Origin of the sequence: Acinetobacter sp. R933-2 (assembly GCF_030325485.1) — a bacterium.
In the GTDB taxonomy this organism is placed as follows: domain Bacteria; phylum Pseudomonadota; class Gammaproteobacteria; order Pseudomonadales; family Moraxellaceae; genus Acinetobacter; species Acinetobacter sichuanensis.
Genome location: NZ_JACAIJ010000002.1, coordinates 224955 through 243982, shown reverse-complemented (window position 1 = coordinate 243982; position 19028 = coordinate 224955). Strand labels below are relative to the sequence as shown.

At 40.6% G+C, this 19028-nt stretch carries 16 protein-coding genes and 1 pseudogene; 16 read left to right on the top strand and 1 reads right to left on the bottom strand.

Going from position 1 to position 19028, the window contains the following annotated elements; translation table 11 throughout:
- The first annotated feature begins 10 nt into the window (after nt 1-10).
- On the top strand, nt 11-1636 hold the full coding sequence (bfmS, locus tag HX005_RS03725; protein ID WP_286376321.1) for a sensor histidine kinase BfmS: 1626 nt from the start codon (nt 11-13) through the stop codon (nt 1634-1636).
- Between the two features lie 65 nt (nt 1637-1701).
- Here bfmS and HX005_RS03720 read toward each other — a convergent pair whose 3' ends face one another.
- Nucleotides 1702-2058 carry a hypothetical protein gene (locus tag HX005_RS03720; protein ID WP_286376320.1) on the bottom strand — a complete coding sequence of 119 codons (357 nt, stop codon included), beginning with the start codon at nt 2056-2058 and terminating at the stop codon, nt 1702-1704.
- Between the two features lie 735 nt (nt 2059-2793).
- On the opposite strand from HX005_RS03720, the gene ndhC reads away from it, so the two are divergent.
- The 15 genes and pseudogenes from ndhC to HX005_RS03645 all read left to right on the top strand — a co-directional run.
- A complete protein-coding gene (gene ndhC, locus HX005_RS03715; RefSeq protein ID WP_107009483.1) occupies nt 2794-3342 on the top strand; it encodes an NADH-quinone oxidoreductase subunit A in 549 nt (182 codons plus the stop codon).
- A 7-nt stretch (nt 3343-3349) separates the two neighbouring features.
- Nucleotides 3350-4027, top strand: coding sequence for a NuoB/complex I 20 kDa subunit family protein (locus HX005_RS03710; protein WP_004827935.1), 678 nt, complete (start codon nt 3350-3352; stop codon nt 4025-4027).
- An 86-nt stretch (nt 4028-4113) separates the two neighbouring features.
- A complete protein-coding gene (gene nuoC, locus HX005_RS03705) occupies nt 4114-5901 on the top strand; it encodes an NADH-quinone oxidoreductase subunit C/D (RefSeq protein ID WP_286376319.1) in 1788 nt (595 codons plus the stop codon).
- A gap of 14 nt (nt 5902-5915) precedes the next feature.
- On the top strand, nt 5916-6425 hold the full coding sequence (nuoE, locus tag HX005_RS03700; protein ID WP_286376318.1) for an NADH-quinone oxidoreductase subunit NuoE: 510 nt from the start codon (nt 5916-5918) through the stop codon (nt 6423-6425).
- Nucleotides 6422-7750, top strand: a complete 1329-nt coding sequence (gene nuoF / locus HX005_RS03695) for an NADH-quinone oxidoreductase subunit NuoF (protein ID WP_107009480.1) — start codon at nt 6422-6424, stop codon at nt 7748-7750. The genes nuoE and nuoF overlap by 4 nt, the downstream gene beginning before the upstream one ends.
- An 11-nt stretch (nt 7751-7761) precedes the next feature.
- Nucleotides 7762-10446 (top strand): NADH-quinone oxidoreductase subunit NuoG, encoded by a 2685-nt coding sequence (nuoG, locus tag HX005_RS03690; RefSeq protein WP_286376317.1) that lies wholly within the window; start codon nt 7762-7764, stop codon nt 10444-10446.
- A 3-nt stretch (nt 10447-10449) separates the two neighbouring features.
- Nucleotides 10450-11463: an NADH-quinone oxidoreductase subunit NuoH gene (nuoH, locus tag HX005_RS03685; RefSeq protein ID WP_286376316.1), complete on the top strand. Its 1014-nt coding sequence runs from the start codon at nt 10450-10452 to the stop codon at nt 11461-11463.
- An 18-nt stretch (nt 11464-11481) separates the two neighbouring features.
- On the top strand, nt 11482-12024 hold the full coding sequence (gene nuoI, locus HX005_RS03680) for an NADH-quinone oxidoreductase subunit NuoI (RefSeq protein ID WP_107009477.1): 543 nt from the start codon (nt 11482-11484) through the stop codon (nt 12022-12024).
- Nucleotides 12024-12542, top strand: coding sequence for an NADH-quinone oxidoreductase subunit J (gene nuoJ / locus HX005_RS03675; RefSeq protein WP_171405158.1), 519 nt, complete (start codon nt 12024-12026; stop codon nt 12540-12542). Before nuoI ends, nuoJ begins: the two co-directional genes overlap by 1 nt.
- On the top strand, nt 12542-12850 hold the full coding sequence (gene nuoK / locus HX005_RS03670; protein ID WP_065993679.1) for an NADH-quinone oxidoreductase subunit NuoK: 309 nt from the start codon (nt 12542-12544) through the stop codon (nt 12848-12850). Before nuoJ ends, nuoK begins: the two co-directional genes overlap by 1 nt.
- Nucleotides 12847-14739, top strand: a complete 1893-nt coding sequence (gene nuoL / locus HX005_RS03665) for an NADH-quinone oxidoreductase subunit L (protein ID WP_286376315.1) — start codon at nt 12847-12849, stop codon at nt 14737-14739. The genes nuoK and nuoL overlap by 4 nt, the downstream gene beginning before the upstream one ends.
- A gap of 7 nt (nt 14740-14746) precedes the next feature.
- A complete protein-coding gene (gene nuoM / locus HX005_RS03660) occupies nt 14747-16351 on the top strand; it encodes an NADH-quinone oxidoreductase subunit M (RefSeq protein WP_286376393.1) in 1605 nt (534 codons plus the stop codon).
- A 2-nt stretch (nt 16352-16353) separates the two neighbouring features.
- A complete protein-coding gene (gene nuoN / locus HX005_RS03655; RefSeq protein ID WP_107009473.1) occupies nt 16354-17850 on the top strand; it encodes an NADH-quinone oxidoreductase subunit NuoN in 1497 nt (498 codons plus the stop codon).
- A gap of 121 nt (nt 17851-17971) precedes the next feature.
- Nucleotides 17972-18607: a uracil phosphoribosyltransferase gene (upp, locus tag HX005_RS03650; protein ID WP_107009472.1), complete on the top strand. Its 636-nt coding sequence runs from the start codon at nt 17972-17974 to the stop codon at nt 18605-18607.
- A gap of 77 nt (nt 18608-18684) precedes the next feature.
- Nucleotides 18685-19028, top strand: a pseudogene (locus HX005_RS03645) (hypothetical protein); the annotation flags it as partial.

The following is a 19028-nucleotide window of genomic DNA, read 5'->3' as shown; positions in this document are numbered from 1 at the left end:
GGTTGTTTTCGTGTCCAAACACAGTATATTCCTGCGTATTTATGCAGGATTGGTTATTCTTGTTGTCTTAGTTGCATTATTTGGTTATTTGTTAGTGCAAATTATCAACTATCAACGTGCACAAGAGTATCGTGAGTCACTCACAGATGGGATTTCTTATGTCATCAGTGAAGGTGTGGCACGTCAACAAACGGAACAGCAAAAAGCAGATTGGATTTCGGACGCTTCTGATTTATTAGAACTACCGATTCACTATGTAGATGCGAGTAAAGTTGAGCTATCAAGAACAGAAACAAAACGGATAGAAAATCAAAAAGCTGTGGTTCGTTATGATGCGGAGCACAGCATTGCTTATCTTGTTTTGGGTATTCGTGATGATCCCAAACATTATTTGTATATTAAAGTCGGTGTTCCAAATGACCGACAAATGCGCGCTTTACCTGTCTTTATTATGGATTATTTGGTTTATTATCCAGGACAAGAGCAAGAATATCTTAAAAAAATCCAAGAACATTTTTCCTATCCGATTGGAATTGAAAATGTATCTTCATTAAATTTAGATCCTGAGCAATTAGGGCGTTTACGTTCTGACCAAACAGTAACTTTGTGGCGCGATGGTGCAACAGAGCGCGGTACAACCATTTCTATAGTATCGCCATTGCCTAATTCTGTAAGTGATGTCTTGGTGATTGGTCCTGTACCTATGTTTAATTGGATGCCAGTTAAACTTGCAGCAGGAATTACTTTGCTCAGCATGTTCTTATTATGTTTGGGGGTTTATGGCTTAATTGTCCCTATGCAACGTAAGTTAAAGTTGGTTAATGATGCTTTAGATGTCATGAAGACTGGTGATATGTCACATCGTGTTCCAGTAGAAGGGCATGATGAATTGGCAAGTTTAGCAACCAGTTATAATAGTATGTCTGATCATATTCAGCGTTTAATTGAAGCACAGCGTGAACTGATGCGCGCAGTTTCACATGAATTAAGAACACCTGTTGCTCGCATCCGTTTTGGTATGGAAATGTTGGCAGATGAAGACGACTATGACTATCGCTTACAACAAGTAGAAATGATTGATAAAGATATTGAGGCGTTAAACACCTTAATTGATGAAATCATGACATATGCAAAATTGGAACAAGGCACACCCTCTTTAGATTTCGAAAAAATAATTTTGGTTGATTTACTTGATCAGGTTGCCGTAGAAACCGAAGCATTAAAAACTCAAAAAGAAATATATTTGAGTCCTTTATCTCATGATGTAGTGGTTGAAGCTGAGCGTCGATATTTACATCGTGTTGTACAAAACTTAGTGGGTAATGCAATTCGCTACTGTGATGATCGTGTCAATATTAGTGGTGGAGTTGACCTTGTTACTAACATGGCATATATCTGTGTTGAGGATGATGGTCCAGGAATACCAGAAGAAGATCGTAAACGAATATTTGAAGCATTTGCACGTTTAGATGATAGCCGTACTCGTGCATCTGGTGGTTATGGCTTAGGTTTATCTATTGTCAGTCGTATTGCGTTTTGGTTTGGTGGAACGATTGAGGTAGATCAAAGCCCAGAATTAGGTGGAGCACGTTTTAAAATGTCATGGCCTGCTCAAGTAAAACGTAAAACAAAATAAGTAAAATGATAAAAAGCATCAATATTGATGCTTTTTATTTATCGTATTTTTGATCATGATACAATTTATTGGTGTAGTGTTGCATCAGGAGCAATAATCGCTTTGCCTTCACGTAGAGAATTTAAAGCATCTGTATTAAAATCAATAAGTAAGCTATTTTGTTCTGCATCAATATGATATTTACTGATAATTTTCTGATCCCCATTTAACGTATCAATAGTATATTCATCAGCAATGTTTAAGATTCCATCAAGATTGGTCGTGGTTGAAGCAAGATCTTGGCGAAATAGCTCATAAATATCACGTAAATCGAAAATGGCATTATTCGCATCAGGATGTTTTGTGACATATCCCTCAATATGACGAATCAATAATTGAGCAAAAAGAAAATAATTTGGTTTGTGGGTAAAGTTTATGCTCATGGGTTGTACTCCTTATTATTATTTTCTAGCATACACAGAACAACTTAATGAATTGTATAAAGTTTATTAAAGGTTGTTATCAAATTGAAATTGGTAAAATAATTTACTTTTCATCAAAGAAAAAAGATTTTTGTAGAAAAATAATACATAAGGTAGGTGAGAAGTAGGCAAAAGCTTTAAATGGAAATTTAAGCGTTGAGTAGTTAGAGTTGTAATAATTTTTCTTGATAATTTTGGTCTTTATTTGTGTTTTTATTTTTATTAAATGACATTAATTATCATATTTAGATAATATTTCATAAAATTTATTGTTGTGAAAATAAACTTTTTGAAGAATGTAACAAAATATTAAATTTATTTTTTATCCTGAAATATTTTATAAAATGAGCATAAATTTATGAAATAAGACCTATTATTTGTTATTTTTAAATAAAAATCTAATTTTAAGTAAATGATTTAATATGAAAAAACAAAGATTTTATTGTTTTATTCGAAAAAAATTATTATTTTTCGGTTTTTAATCACTTTATGCGATTTGTAACACTCAGATTGCTTTAAATATATGTCAATAGCTAAAAAAGATTAAAAAATCATCCGAAAGACTTAGAGGGATGAACTAGCAACTGATGACAGCAATCGGGTACAATTACGCAGATTTATTTTGTGTTTGGTGTATTTACAAGGCCAATACATACATTCTTTGTTAATAATAGGCCTGCCAGGAGTTATCCCCGCATGAGTGCCATTACTCCATACGATTGGGCAATCATCGCCTTCGTGATCGGCGTTACATTTCTATGTGTCTTTATGCTTACTGTTCCTTTGCTCCTTGGGGGTAAATCATGGGGACGTGCAAAGCAAGAGCAATTTGAATCAGGTGTGGTAGGTGCTGGTGGTGCACGTATCCGCTTATCTGCAAAATTCTATTTGGTTGCAATTTTCTTTGTCGTGTTCGACTTAGAAGCACTTTATCTATATGCATGGGCAACTTCTGTTCGTGAAGTAGGTTGGGTTGGTTTTGCAGCCGCTGCTGTATTTATTTTAGTTTTGCTTGTTGGTTTGGTTTATGAACTTTCAACAGGTGCGTTGAACTGGGCGCCTTCAGATCGTCGTAAAGCAGCAGGTATCAAACCTAAAGTAGGTTCACCAAATATGGATCTTGCAGAAATTACCCGCTTCAATTCTATTGAGGAGTTGGTGATGGACCCTACAGGAACAATTCCAGCTCAATCATCAGGTCGTGTGAAAGATAAAACACCGACTATGTCACTGAACAAGGAGTAACTCGGGAATGAAATATACCTTAACCCGTGCGAATCCAGAAGCTGAGCAATATCCACTTCAAGATCGTCAAATTGTGACTGATCCACTTGAAGAAGAAGTGAATAAAAATGTATTCATGACTCGTTTAGAGGATGTATTGCATACAGCTGTGAACTGGGGTCGTAAAAACTCATTATGGCCTTTTAACTTTGGTACATCTTGCTGTTACGTTGAATATGCAACAACTTTAACAGGTGTGCATGATTTGTCACGTTTCGGTGCTGAGGTTATTCGTGCTTCACCTCGTCAGGCAGACTTGATGATCGTTGCAGGAACTTGCTTTGTGAAAATGGCGCCTGTTATTCAGCGCTTATATGAGCAAATGCTTGAGCCGAAATGGGTCATTTCAATGGGTGCTTGTGCTAACTCTGGTGGTATGTACGACATTTATTCAGTTGTACAGGGTGTGGATAAAATCATTCCTGTTGACGTTTATGTCCCTGGTTGTCCTCCACGTCCAGAAGCATTAATCCAAGCATTAATGTTGTTACAAGACCAAATTCAATTAGAGCGTCGTCCGCTTTCTGCGGTGATTGGTGATGATCTTCAGCCTGTATATAAGCCAAAGATGATGCCAGAACGTGATCGTAAGAATGCTGAACGTATTGCAGTGAAAAACTTACGCTCTATGGATGAAATTGAGTAATTTTTTCTGATGAATATTTGACATGCCTGAAGGGCATGGTCGTCAGGAAATTTCACAGAATTTGTATTAAATAGGAAGCCAAGCCAATGGCTGAAACTGAAATTGCTATGCCAGAGTCAACACCTGTTGATTCACGCCCAGCATTTGCGATTGTAGAAGATCTCAAAACCAAATTTGGTGAGAACTTTTACGTGCAACCGACGTTCGAAGATTTTCCAACGGTTTGGGTTGAGCGCGCACGTGTACAAGAAGTTTTAATGTACTTGCGTACAGTATCACGTCCTTATGTGATGCTGTTTGACTTGTCTGCAGTAGATGAGCGTTTACGTACCCATCGTGATGGTTTACCTGCTTCTGACTTCACTGTGTTTTATCACTTGCTTTCTTTAGAGCGTAATAGTGATATTCGTATCAAAGTTGCGTTGAATGAGAATGATATTAACATTCCAACAGCAACCAATATTTGGCCAAATGCCAACTGGTACGAGCGTGAAGCTTACGATATGTTCGGGATCAACTTCGAAGGGCATCCGATGCTTCGTCGTATTTTGTTACCAACCTATTGGGAAGGTCATCCGTTACGTAAAGAATATTCTGCACGTGCAACGGAATACACACCGTATATGCAAGACAAAGCAAAACAAGATTTCGAACAAGAACATCTTCGCTTTGTACCAGAAGATTGGGGGTTAACGCGCGGTAACGCAGACGAAGACTTCATGTTCCTAAACTTAGGTCCTAACCATCCATCTGCTCACGGTGCGTTCCGTGTGATTTTGCAGTTGGACGGTGAAGAAGTCAAAGACTGTGTGCCTGATATCGGTTATCACCACCGTGGTGTGGAAAAGATGGCTGAGCGTCAGACCTGGCATTCATTCATTCCATATACCGACCGTGTTGACTACTTAGGTGGTTGTGCGCAAAACATGCCTTATGTGATGGGTGTGGAGCAAATGGCAGGAATTACTGTTCCTGATCGTGCGCAGTGTATCCGTGTCATGATGTCTGAACTGTTCCGTATCAATAACCACTTGTTATTTATCGGTACTGCGATTCAGGATGCGGGTGGTATGACGCCAGTATTCTATATGTTTGCTGACCGTCAAAAAATCTATGATGCGATTGAAGCAATCACAGGTTTCCGTATGCACCCAGCATGGTTCCGTATCGGTGGTACAGCGCATGATCTTCCAAACAACTGGCAAAAACTGATTCGTGAAATTCTCGAATGGATGCCAAAACGTTTGAAGGAATATCATACTGCGGCATTGAAAAACTCTGTGTTTATCGGTCGTACCCGTAATGTTGCTCAATATGATGCAAAATCTGCATTGGCTTGGGGTGTAACAGGTACAGGTCTACGTGCAACAGGGATCGACTTTGACGTTCGTAAATATCGTCCATACAGTGGCTACGAAAACTATGATTTCGAAGTGCCATTAGAGTATGAAGGCGATGCTTATGCGCGTGTAATGGTTCACTATCGTGAAATCGAAGAATCATTAAAAATCGTGAAGCAATGTCTAGACAATATGCCATCTGGTCCATATAAAGCGGATCACCCATTGGCAGTTCCACCACCAAAAGATAAGACTTTACAAGATATTGAAACTTTGATTACGCACTTCTTGAGCGTGTCATGGGGTCCTGTAATGCCAGCAGGCGAAGCGTCTGTGATGGCAGAAGTGGTGAAAGGTGCGTCTAACTACTATCTGACTTCTGATAAGTCAACCATGAGTTATCGTACCCGTATTCGTACACCAACCTTCACGCATTTACAGCAAATACCTTCCGTGATTAACGGCAGTCTTGTATCTGACTTGATCATTTATTTAGCGACGATTGATGTCGTTATGGCTGACGTGGATCGCTAAGGGGTAAACGCATTATGATGATTTTGACTGATAAAAAGCCACGTGTGAATGTTGAAGGGATTTTGACTGCGGAAGAAATCCACGAAATTCAACATCACATTGAACATTATCCATACCCACGTGCAGCGTGTTTAGATGCGTTAAAACACGTACAACGCCGTAATGGTTGGGTTGATGATGCGCAAATGAATGCGATTGCTCAAATGTTGAGTATGAGCCTTGCTGACCTTGAAGGTGTAGCAACATTCTATAACCGTATTTACCGTCAACCTGTGGGTCGTCACGTAATTTTGTTATGTGATTCGATTGCATGTTTCTTGATGGGTGCGGAAACTTTGGCAGAAGCATTTCAACGTGAATTAGGCATTCAATATGGTCAAACGACTGCTGATGGTCGTTTTACTTTATTGCCAATTTGCTGTTTAGGAAATTGCGACAAAGGTCCTACCTTGATGATTGATGAAGATACTCACGGCTTAGTTGAAGTGGCATCAATTAAACAGTTATTGGAGAAGTATGTATGAATACTGAACCAAAACCAATTTATGGCGACGGTAACCCTGAAACTCACCCATTAACATGGCGTTTGAGTAAACAGGAATTTGTTCGTAGTGCAGATGATTACGAAGCGCTTGAAGGTTATGCAGGCTTTAAAAAAGCATTGGGCATGAAACCTGCGGAAGTGCTTGATGTGATCAAAGCGGCGACTGTAAAAGGTCGTGGTGGTGCAGGTTTCCCAGCAGGGATTAAATGGTCATTGATGGCACCAAATGATGGTGGTCCTCGTTACCTGATCTGTAATGCCGATGAAATGGAACCTGGAACATTCAAAGACCGTTTGTTGATGGAAGATCTTCCACATCAATTGATCGAAGGGATGCTCATTGCAGGTTATACGCTTGAAGCAACTCAAGGCTATATCTTCATTCGTGGTGAATATATCGAAGCGGCGCAATACTTAAATGAAGCTTTAGAACAAATTCGTGCTAAAGGTTATTTGGGTGACAACATCCTAGATTCAGGATGGAGCTTTGATTTACACGTGCATACCGGTGCGGGTCGTTATATCTGTGGTGAAGAAACTGCATTGATTAACTCGCTTGAAGGTCGCCGTGCCAACCCACGTACCAAACCGCCATTCCCGCAGGTTGCAGGGGCTTGGGGTCGTCCTACGATTGTCAACAACGTAGAGACTTACAACAACTTGCCAGCCATTATGTTGCGTGGTCCTGAGTGGTATATCGGCTTATCTGCAGGTAAATCCAAAGACCCAGGCACCAAAATTTATGGTGCTTCAGGTAAAGTGAAATTCCCTGGTTTATGGGAACTTCCATTTGGTACCACTGCGCGTGAAGTGATTGAGGATCATGCCGGTGGTATGCGTGATGGTTTAACCCTGAAAGCATGGTTACCTGGGGGCGCATCAACAGACTTCCTTGCTGCTGAACATATTGACTTGCCAATGGATGCAGAAAGCATCATGAAAGCAGGCTCACGTTTAGGAACTTGCTTGTTGATGGTGGTGGATGAAACTCAGTGTATGGTTTCAGCTACACGTAACCTCGAAGAATTCTTTGCACGTGAATCATGTGGTTTCTGTACCCCTTGTCGTGATGGCTTGCCGTGGGCAGTTAAAGCGCTTAAAGCTCTGGAAGATGGTACCGGTAAACAAGAGGATATCGATCACTTACAGGAATTGACTCGTAAGTTGTGGATCGGTAAGACCTTCTGTGCCCACGCACCAGGTGCGATGGAGCCACTCATGGGTGCACTCAAACATTTCCGTGGTGAATTTGAAGCAAAAGTCGTGAATGCGGCTGCTCAAACTCGCAACGTAGAACAAGCTTAAGGAATTCGACTATGGCTACAATTCATGTCGATGGAAAATCGTACGAAGTCAATGGTTCGGAAAACTTGCTGCAAGCATGTTTGAGCCTTGGCATCGACATCCCATATTTTTGTTGGCATCCATCCTTAGGTTCTGTTGGTTCTTGCCGTCAGTGTGCTGTGACTCAATATGCGAATCCCGAAGATACTCGTGGTCGCTTGGTCATGTCATGTATGACGCCTGCGTCTGACAATACCTATATTTCGATTGAAGACAAAGAAGCAAAAGATTTCCGCGAATCTATCGTGGAATTCTTGATGACCAATCACCCGCATGACTGTCCAGTCTGTGAAGAGGGTGGTCACTGTCATCTTCAAGATATGACAGTGATGACACAGCATGATCGTCGTCGCTATCGTTTTACTAAACGTACGCATTATAACCAAGAGTTGGGTTCATTTATTTCACATGAAATGAACCGTTGTATCGCATGTTACCGTTGTGTTCGTTACTACAATGACTATGCGGGCGGTACAGACTTTGGTGTATATGCCAACGCATCACGTGTTTACTTTGGTCGTCCAGAATCAGGTACTTTAGAATCAGAATTCTCAGGTAACTTGACAGAAGTGTGTCCAACAGGTGTATTCACCGACAAAACACATTCTGCACGTTATAACCGTAAATGGGACATGCAATATGCACCAAGCGTATGCCAAGGCTGTTCTTCAGGTTGTAATATTTCACCAGGTGAACGTTATGGTGAAATCCGCCGTGTCGAAAACCGTTTCAATGGTGAAGTAAACCAATACTTCCTTTGCGATAAAGGTCGTTTCGGTACAGGTTATGTCAACCGTGAAGATCGTCCACGTCAACCGCAGTTCCGTAATGGCGCTGATGTGCAAACTGTTTCTGTCGATACAGCTTTGGATTCTGTGATTGCCAATGTTCAAGGTAAAAAAGTCCTGGGTATTGGTTCGCCACGTGCATCACTTGAATCAAACTTCGCATTACGTGAGTTGGTTGGTCAAGAAAACTATTCAACAGGTTTGTCTCAAAAAGAGCAAAACTTGGTTGAGTTAGCAGCATCGATCATGCAAACCGAAGGTGTTTATAACCCAGGTATGCGTGAAATTGAAAGCTATGATGCTGTATTGATCCTCGGTGAAGACTTAACCCAAACTGCACCACGTATGGCATTGTCTGTTCGTCAAGCGGCGAAAAACAAAGCCAAAGAAATGGCGGCAGAGCGTCGTACGCAAGAATGGTTAGCAGAACCTGTTAAACGTATTGGTCAAGATGCAAAATCTCCGATTTATATCTTAGCTGCGACGCAAACTCGTCTTGCTGATGTTGCGACAGGTGAAGTTGTTGCTTCTCCGAACGACATTGCGCGTTTAGGTTTTGCAATTGCTGCGGGTGTGAAAGGTGAAGCGATTCTTGGTTTGGATGACGATGCGAAAGCATTTGCACAAACCATTGCTGATACTTTAAAAGCTGCGAAAAAACCACTCATCATCTCTGGTACAAGCTTACAAGACGCTGCGATCATGGAAGCTGCTGCACAAGTTGCACAGAATCTTGGTTCAACAGCAGGCTTAACATTGACTGTTCCTGAAGTGAACTCAATGGGCTTGGCATTGTTTGGTGGTTTAAGTTTAGAACAAGCGTTTGCGCAAGATTATGACTCAGTCATCATCATGGAAAATGACTTATTCCGTCGTTTACCTGCTGCACAAGTTCAAGCTGCATTAAACAAAGCACAAAGCGTAATTGTATTGGATCATTCAGAAACTGAAACTGTAAAAGCTGCGGATGTTGTTTTATCTGCTGCAAGTTTCGCTGAAGGTGATGGTACCGTGGTTTCACAAGAAGGACGTGCACAACGTTTCTATCAAGTGTATGACCCGAGCTATTACAAACCTGAATATGCAATTAAAGAATCATGGCGTTGGTTACATGCCATTGAAACGGGTGTGAAAGGTAAAGCGATTTCTTGGACATTGCTCGACGACGTGATTGAAAGCGTTGTAAACAATGTACCTGCACTGCAAGCCATTCAAGATGTTGCGCCTGATGCAGGTTACCGTATTCATGGTTTGAAAATTGCGCGTGAACCACGTCGTTACTCAGGTCGTACTGCGATGCGTGCGCCACTCAATGTGCATGAGCCAAAACAACCTGTAGATCAAGATTCAGCATTAACGTTCTCTATGGAAGGTTATGTCGGTAATCAGACACCTGCAGCATTGGTTCCATTTGCATGGGCACCAGGTTGGAACTCTCCACAGTCTTGGAACAAATACCAGGATGAAGTGGGTGGTCACTTAAAAGGTGGTGATTCTGGCGTACGTTTATTTGATCGTTTACCTAAACGTCCTACACGTAGCTATGTTGCACCAACAGCAGTTGTGGCAAACCCAGACAGCTTCCGTTTAGTGCCAATGCATCATATTTTTGCGTCAGGTGAATTCACTGTGAAAACAGCTGCAATGGAATCGCGTATTCCTGAAGCAATGTTTGCTGTGGGTGAGCAAGATGCAGCACGCTTGAATGTGCAAGATGGTCAGAAACTGACTGTGAAAGCAGGTGAAACAACCATTAGTCTGCCAGTTCAAGTGATTGAATATTTACCTACAGGTTATATCGGATATCCAGTTGGACAAGCGCCGACCGTTTCTCTTGCAGAGCCTGTATCTGTGGCGGTAGGAGTGTAATTCATGAACGAAACTTTACGCGCCCTCCCGACATGGGCACAAGATTGGCCAATCGCTTATAGCGTGATCCAAGCGATTGTGATCTTGTTGGTCGTTGTGTTGCTTGCTGCTTTGATGTCTTTTATTGAGCGTCGTTTACTGGGCTTATGGCAAGACCGTTATGGTCCAAACCGTGTAGGTCCAGGCGGGATGTTCCAGATCGTTGCGGACATGCTCAAAATCATGTTCAAAGAAGACTGGACACCAAAATTTGTAGACAAATTAACATTCCGTTTAGCACCAGCAGTTGCAATGGCAACTGCGGTACTTTCGTTCATGGTTATTCCTGTTTCACCTTATTTAGGTGTTGCAGACATGAGCATTAGCTTATTGTTCTTTATGGCAATGGCAGGTATCGCAGTGTATGCCGTGTTATTTGGTGGTTGGTCTTCTAACAACAAATACGCATTACTTGGTGGTTTACGTTCTGCTGCTCAAACGATTTCTTATGAAGTTTTCTTAGGGATTTCGTTAATGGGTGTAGTTGCGATTGCAGGTTCATTCAACTTGCGTGACATTGTAGAAGCACAACGTGATGTCTGGTTTGTGATTCCTCAGTTCATTGGTTTCATGATCTTCGTGGTTGCAGGTGTTGCGGTGACGCATCGTCATCCATTTGACCAACCAGAAGCTGAACAAGAATTGGCTGAAGGTTACCATGTCGAGTACGGTGGTATGAAATGGGGGATGTTCTTCGTTGCTGAATACGTCAACATCATCTTAATTTCTGCATTGATCGTGACTTTATTCTTTGGTGGTTGGTTAGCACCGTTTAACTTAAACATTCCATTCATCCCAGATGCGTTCTGGTTCATTGCAAAAACAGCATTCTTTGTGATGATGTTTGTCTTGGCTCGTGGTTCTTTAATGCGTCCACGTTATGACCAAGTGATGAACTTTGGTTGGAAGGTGTGTTTACCGCTTGCAGTGGTCAACCTTTTGGTGACTGGCGCTGTGATTTTGATGAATCAAGCCTAGGACAGCAGGGAGTACAAAATGTATAAAATTCTAGCTGGCGTAGGATCAATCGTTCGTTCATTGTGGATGGTGTTTAGCCATGCGACTCGTCCACGTGATACGATTTTGTATCCAGAAGTACCAGCCGAACAAATCGTACCTCCACGCTACCGTGGTCGTATCGTATTAACACGTGACCCAGATGGCGAAGAGCGTTGTGTTGCGTGTAATTTATGTGCGGTTGCATGTCCTGTTGGCTGTATCTCATTACAGAAAGCGGAGAAAGAAGACGGACGTTGGTATCCTGAATTTTTCCGTATCAACTTCTCACGTTGCATTTTCTGCGGTATGTGTGAAGAAGCTTGTCCAACCACAGCAATCCAACTTACACCTGATTTCGAGTTAGGTGAATATGTACGTCAAGATCTAGTCTATGAGAAAGAAAACTTACTCATTTCTGGACCTGGTAAATACCCTGACTACAACTTCTATCGTGTAACAGGTATGAGCATTGACGGTAAAGAGAAAGGTCAAGCGCAACGTGAAAGCGCACCTGTTGATGTACGGAGCTTATTACCATGATGTGGCCATTTTATTTAATGGCTCTCGTGGCCATTGTTTCTACGGTTCGTGTTGTGACTAACACAAATCCAGTACATGCTTTACTGAGTCTGATTGTCTCTTTACTTGCAGTTTCTGGTATTTTCTTAACGATTGGAGCGCCATTTGCTGCTGCATTAGAGATAATTGTCTATGCAGGTGCGATCATGGTGTTGTTCGTATTCGTGGTGATGATGCTCAATCTTGGTCAACATACTGTTGAGCAAGAGCGTAAATGGTTATCTTCAGGTGCGTGGGCTTATCCTGCACTTATGAGTTTCTTGGTCGGTTTATGTTTGGTTTGGATGCTTTCTTCTGACTATACACAATCTACTTTAGTTTTAGGTACACAAGTTGTGGGTCCTAAAGCGATTGGTCAAGCACTCTTTACACATTACTTATTATTGGTTGAAGTAGCCGCAATGTTATTGCTTGCAGCATTGGTTGCAGCATTCCACTTAGGTAAACGTGAACCAAGTGCAGAAGAGGGGCAAGAATAATGGGCAATATCCCTTTAGAGCATGGTTTGATTGTTGCGTCTATTCTTTTTGCACTGGGCTTTTACGGTGTAATGGTACGTCGCAACTTACTATTTATGTTAATGAGCCTTGAAATCATGATGAATGCAGCTGCGCTTGCATTTGTCGTGGCAGGAAGTGCTTGGGTACAACCTGATGGTCAAATTATGTTTATCTTAATTTTGACCCTTGCTGCGGCAGAGGCGTGTATCGGTCTTGCGATCGTCCTTCAGTTCTATCATCGCTTCCATCACTTGGATGTAGATGCTGCTAGTGAGATGCGCGGATGAGCTATTTATATTTAACAATTTTATTTCCGCTCATTGGTTTTATCCTTTTAGCGGCAGGGCGTAATAAACTCCCTGAAAATGTGGCTGCGATTATTGGTGCGGGTTCTGTTGGTTTATCAGCATTATTTGCATTGATCAGCGGTATGGCATTTATCAACAGCGGTGAGCCTGTCTATGTTCAAAACTTATGGACATGGTTCAATGTTGGTGGTTTTGCTCCTGGTGTTACTTTAAGTTTAGATGGCTTGTCATTATTAATGATGGGCATGATCACAGGTGTAGGTTTCCTTATTCACATTTTCGCGACATGGTACATGCGCGGTGAAGAAGACTTTGCACGTTTCTTCTCTTATTTCAACCTATTCGTAGCAAGCATGCTTGTGTTGGTATTGGGTGATAACTTAGCGTTATTATTCTTAGGTTGGGAAGGTGTTGGTCTGTGTTCTTACCTACTTATTGGTTATTACTACCAAAACCCTGCAAATGGTTTTGCTGCAATCAAAGCATTCACAGTAACACGTGTAGGTGATGTATTCTTACTCATCGCAATGTTCTTGCTTTTCCAACAGTTTGGTACTTTACATATTGGTACCATCGTTGCGAATGCTTCTCAAGTTTTAGCACTTGACCATAATCTTGCGCTTTGGACTTCATTGATGTTGTTCTTAGGTGCTGCGGGTAAATCTGCACAAATTCCATTACAAACATGGTTAGCAGATGCAATGGCTGGTCCTACACCAGTATCTGCATTGATCCACGCTGCAACAATGGTAACAGCAGGTGTTTATCTGTGCTGCCGTATGTTCACTGTGTTTGAAATGACCCCTGAAATTATGCAATTCATTGCGATTACAGGTGCAGTAACATTATTGGTTGCTGGTTTTGCGGCATTGGTTCAAACCGACATCAAACGTATTCTTGCTTACTCAACAATGAGTCAGCTCGGTTATATGTTTATGGCTGTAGGTGCTGAAGCTTATCAAGCAGGTCTATTCCATATGCTTTCTCACGCATTCTTCAAGGCATTATTATTCTTGTCTTCTGGTGCAGTGATCTTGGCTTATCATCACGAACAAAACATTTTCAAAATGGGTGGTTTGTTCTACAAAAACAAATTCTTATTTGCTTGTTTCGCCATCGGTGGTGGTGCGCTTGCAGCGATTCCATTCGTGACGATCGGCTTCTTCTCTAAAGATGCAATCTTGGGTGCAGTTTGGGTTCAAGGTCAATCAATTGCGACATTTGGTTGGTTGTATTGGGTTGGTGTTGCTGGTGCATTCTTAACGTCTATTTATACATTCCGCTTAATTTGGGTTGTATTCTTCGGCAAAGAAAATACACCTTATCACGAGATCAAAGGTGCGACTTATTGGTTACCTTTAGGGATCTTGGCGGTACTTTCTACAGGTTTGGCTTATTTCTTAAAAGCACCAGTAGAAAAAGCGTTAACAGCAGCTCAAATTCCTGTATTCAATGTACCAACTGAAGCGTTGATGCATGGTATGCATTCTGCTGAATATACAGCAGTGGGTATTGCACTTGCTGGTTTAGTCGTGGGTGTAGTCTTGTTTGCATTTGCATATCAAGCGGTAAAAGGCTTTGCTGCAACTTCATTTGGTGCAGGTTTAGCGAATATTTGTCGTAATGCTTTTGGATTCGATTCGTTATATAACCTTGTATTTGTTCAACCTTACTTACTTATTGCAAAAATCTTAGGTCGTGACCCAATTGATGGTTTATGGCTGGTATTACCTGCGATTGTAAAAGGTGGTAACAAGTTTACAAGTACCCGTCAAACAGGTTCATTACGTGAATATGCATCAAGTATGTCACTCGGTGTAGTGGTATTGCTGATGATCTTGATCGTGATTCAGGTAGTGGGGAAATAAGATGGAAATCACAAACAATTGGATTTTACCCGCATTAATTCTTGTACCTTTTATTGCAGGTTTTATTTGCTGGTTAGTCGATAAGCTCGATGACCATTTGCCTCGTTACATTGCATTAGTTGGTATGCTCATTACTTTGGGCTTAACAGGTGTGCTTTGGAGTCAAGGTGGCTTCACATATGAGTTGGGACAGCAAGTTCCAGCTTGGGCAGCACAATTTCAAGTTGAATGGATTAAATCTTTAGGGATTAATATCCATTTGGCAATAGATGGTCTTTCACTTCTTATGGTGGGCTTAACTGCATTACTTGGTGTACTTGCAGTAGGTTGTTCATGGGGTGAAATTCAAAAGAACGTTGGTTTCTTCCACTTAAACCTTTTATGGTCTTTAGGTGGAGTAATCGGTGTATTCCTTGCAATTGATTTATTCTTGTTCTTCTTCTTCTGGGAGATGATGCTTGTACCAATCTATTTCTTGATTGCACTTTGGGGTCATAAAGGCGCAGATGGTAAATCACGTGTTTATGCTGCAACTAAGTTCTTCATCTATACACAAGTTGCAGGTCTAATCATGCTTGTTGGTATTCTAGGTCTTGTGATCTATGGATACATGATGTCAGGTACGATTGGCTTTGACTACTACTACTTAATGGCTGTTGCACGTACTTTAGATGCTCAAGCGCCTCATATTGCTTATGCGTTAATGATTTGTATGTTCATCGGCTTTGCAGTAAAACTGCCAGTTTTCCCATTACATGGTTGGTTACCAGATGCCCATGCACAAGCACCTACAGCAGGTTCTGTAGACTTAGCAGGTATCTTAATTAAAACTGCGGCATATGGTTTACTTCGTTTTGTTATTCCATTCTTCCCAGCAGCATCTGCACAATTTGCAGATATTGCCATCATCTTTGGTTTAATTGGTGTGTTCTACGGCGCCATCTGTGCTTTCCAACAAACAGATATGAAACGCTTACTTGCGTACACATCTATTTCGCACATGGGCTTCGTGTTGCTTGCGCTTTATGCAGGTAATATCCTGACCTTCCAAGGTCTTATGATCATGATGTTGGCTCATGGTTTATCTTCTGCTGCATTGTTCATTATGTGTGGTCAAGTGTATGAGCGTTTACATACACGTGATTTACGTTTGATGGGTGGTATTCGTGGTCAATTCCAATATTTACCATTCTTCTTAATGTTCTTTATTGCAGCTTTAGTGGGTATTCCTGGTCTAGGTAACTTTATTGGTGAATTCCTGATTTTGATGGGTTCATTTGGTAAATTCCCAACATTTACGATTATTGCTGCGATTAGTTTAGTGTTTGCAGGTTTATATGGTTTGATTCTGATCCATAAAGCTTTGTTTGGTACACCAAACGAAGAGCAGAAAAAACACTATGCTACACCGTTAAAAGATTTGAATGTACGTGAAATTGGTCTTTTGCTCATTTGTGCGCTTGGTTTGGTTTGGTTAGGTATCTACCCACAAACTTTCTTGGATGTTTCAAATTCAAGTATGGCATGGATTGCAAATAGCTATATTCCTGTTCAAGAAGTCGTTGAAGCAGCTCAACAAGCTGTTTCTCAAACAAATGTGGAGATCCAATAGTCATGAACTTCACAATGTCATTTTCGGATCTCATGCCTTTGGCACCTGTCATGATCGTCGCATTAACTGCGGTCGTGGTGATGATCTTAACTGCGATCAAACGTAATCATAATTTGATTGCAACAGCATCTGTTGTTGGTTTAAACCTTGCAGCACTTGATATTTTGATTATGATGTTTGGTGGTGATTTTGCACCATCAAATGTGATGGGCATGTTTATGGTTGATCCATTTACATTGTTCTATCAATTACTTGCTATTGTTGCTGCTTTGGCATGTTGTACTTTAGCGCATGCTTATATTGAAACTTATAAAGACAATCGTGAAGAACTTTATATTTTAATGTTGATCTCTGTTGCAGGGGCAATGTTAATGGTAGCAAGTTCACACTTTGCATCGTTCTTTATTAGCTTAGAATTAATGTCAATTCCAGTATACGGTTTATTGGCATATACACATCAACGTGCAAAATCGTTGGAAGCAGGGATTAAGTATTTAGTTCTTTCTGCAACCGCTTCTGCGATGTTGTTGATGGGTATGGCATATGTTTATGCATATACAGGTTCATTATCATTCTATGATGCTGTTCCTGCATTATTCCAAGCAATTCAACAGCCAATGGTTGTGTTAGGTTTAGGTCTGATTATTTTTGCAATCGGTTTTAAACTTTCACTTGCACCATTCCACAAATGGACACCTGATGTTTATCAAGGTGCGCCAGCGCCAATCGCAACATTCTTGGCAACTGTGGCTAAAGTTGCAACAATTGGTTTATTGGTACGTTATATTTTGACTTCTGGTGCAATCTTAGTCCCATCAATTGTAACGATCATTACCATTCTTGCTGTACTTTCAATTTTGGTCGGTAACTTCCTTGCTGTGCGTCAAGTCAACTTAAAACGTATTTTAGGTTACTCTTCAATTGCACATTTTGGTTATTTATTGATTGCATTGGTAAGTACATCATATGCAAGTTTAGGCAGTGTTACTGTTTATATTGCGACCTATACATTAACAACAATTGGTGCATTTGGTGCCGTGGCATTAATGTCAAGTCCATATAACAATGTGGATGAAGCTGAATCACTTGCTGATTATCGTGGTTTGTTCTGGCGTCGTCCTGTATTAACTGCAACATTAACTGTGATGATGTTGTCACTTGCAGGTATTCCATTAACAGCTGGCTTTATTGGTAAGTTCTTGGTTGTAATGTCTGCTGTAACAGCACAACATTGGTTCTTGGCTGCTATGATTATTGTAGGTAGTGGTATTGGTTTATACTATTATTTACGTGTGATGGTTGTGATGTATATGACACCACCTGAAACTCCTCGTATTGATGCCGCTGATCATTGGGGGCAAAAAGTGGGTGGTTTGATGGTACTTGGTGCGGCTGCTTTAGTTTTAATTATTGGTGTCTATCCAGATCCATTAATTGACTTGGCACTTAAATCTGAGATTTTGTCACCAATTCATATGATGATGAGCCAACAGCAATAATTCATAAAAACGATTAGCAGTAACAAAAAAAGCCCTCAAACACTGAGGGCTTTTCTTATATCTTATATAAAAAACATTTATAATAGTGGAAATTTATTGTTCTCTTTTTAGGTGTTCTCCCGTGCCCATTCAAGAAATTCGCCATCCACTTATTCGCCATAAATTGGGTTTGTTACGTCGTGCAGATATAAGTACGAAGAATTTTCGTGAACTTGCGCAAGAAGTTACTATGTTGCTTACTTATGAAGCGACAAAAGACCTGCCTGTATGTGACCATGAAATTGATGGCTGGAATGGTAAAGTTGTTGTAGATCGTATCGTTGGTAAAAAAATTACAGTTGTCCCTATTTTACGTGCTGGTATTGGGATGTTGGATGGATTTTTAAACTTGATTCCAAGTGCTAAAGTTTCTGTGCTCGGCTTAGAACGTGACGAAGAAACACTAGAAGCACGTACATATTATAAAAAACTTGTTCCTGATGTACAAAACCGTTTAGCAATGATCATTGACCCAATGCTTGCGACAGGTTCATCTTTGGTTGCGGCTATTGATGTATTGAAAGCGAGTGGTTGTAAAGATATTCGCGTCATGGTTTTAGTTGCTGCACCTGAAGGCATTCAACGTGTGGAAACTGCACATCCAGATGTAACCATATTTACTGCTTCAATAGATGAAGGTTTAAATGAAAATGGTTATATTGTTCCGGGTCTTGGCGATGCTGGAGATAAAATCTTTGGTAGTGTGCAAAAAGATTAAAATTTAGTAGTATTAAAAGGAAGCTCTCGGGCTTCCTTTTTTATTTTAAATTATTATAAAAACTAGAGAATTCATATATGTTCTATAAGGGGATCGTGGTTCAATATGATGCTGTAGATCAGTCAGGCTGTATTGAATTAGTCAAAGACCAACGTATTGTTTATTTTCATGTATCTGATTTTCCAAACGCAGAGATACAGCCACAATTAAATGAACGGATTAAATGCTTGGTTGTTGAGAGTGAAGACAGCTTAAAAGCAAATTGTATTGTTCGTTTAGATATTAAAAATTCAGTACAAAAAGTAGATCCATATACTGAATTATTGGCTGAAATGAATAAAGCTCAATCTAAGCGATTGAGCCGAAAATCTGTTTTGACAAGATTGCGATTGCTAAATGATACGGAAATAAGACATCCTTC

Coding starts and splice junctions, on each gene's coding strand:
- HX005_RS03720 (WP_286376320.1), bottom strand. CDS start 2,058: ATGAGCATAAACTTTACCCACAAACCAAATTATTTTCTTTTTGCTCAA.
- ndhC (WP_107009483.1), top strand. CDS start 2,794: ATGAGTGCCATTACTCCATACGATTGGGCAATCATCGCCTTCGTGATC.
- HX005_RS03710 (WP_004827935.1), top strand. CDS start 3,350: ATGAAATATACCTTAACCCGTGCGAATCCAGAAGCTGAGCAATATCCA.
- nuoC (WP_286376319.1), top strand. CDS start 4,114: ATGGCTGAAACTGAAATTGCTATGCCAGAGTCAACACCTGTTGATTCA.
- nuoE (WP_286376318.1), top strand. CDS start 5,916: ATGATGATTTTGACTGATAAAAAGCCACGTGTGAATGTTGAAGGGATT.
- nuoF (WP_107009480.1), top strand. CDS start 6,422: ATGAATACTGAACCAAAACCAATTTATGGCGACGGTAACCCTGAAACT.
- nuoG (WP_286376317.1), top strand. CDS start 7,762: ATGGCTACAATTCATGTCGATGGAAAATCGTACGAAGTCAATGGTTCG.
- nuoH (WP_286376316.1), top strand. CDS start 10,450: ATGAACGAAACTTTACGCGCCCTCCCGACATGGGCACAAGATTGGCCA.
- nuoI (WP_107009477.1), top strand. CDS start 11,482: ATGTATAAAATTCTAGCTGGCGTAGGATCAATCGTTCGTTCATTGTGG.
- nuoJ (WP_171405158.1), top strand. CDS start 12,024: ATGTGGCCATTTTATTTAATGGCTCTCGTGGCCATTGTTTCTACGGTT.
- nuoK (WP_065993679.1), top strand. CDS start 12,542: ATGGGCAATATCCCTTTAGAGCATGGTTTGATTGTTGCGTCTATTCTT.
- nuoL (WP_286376315.1), top strand. CDS start 12,847: ATGAGCTATTTATATTTAACAATTTTATTTCCGCTCATTGGTTTTATC.
- nuoN (WP_107009473.1), top strand. CDS start 16,354: ATGAACTTCACAATGTCATTTTCGGATCTCATGCCTTTGGCACCTGTC.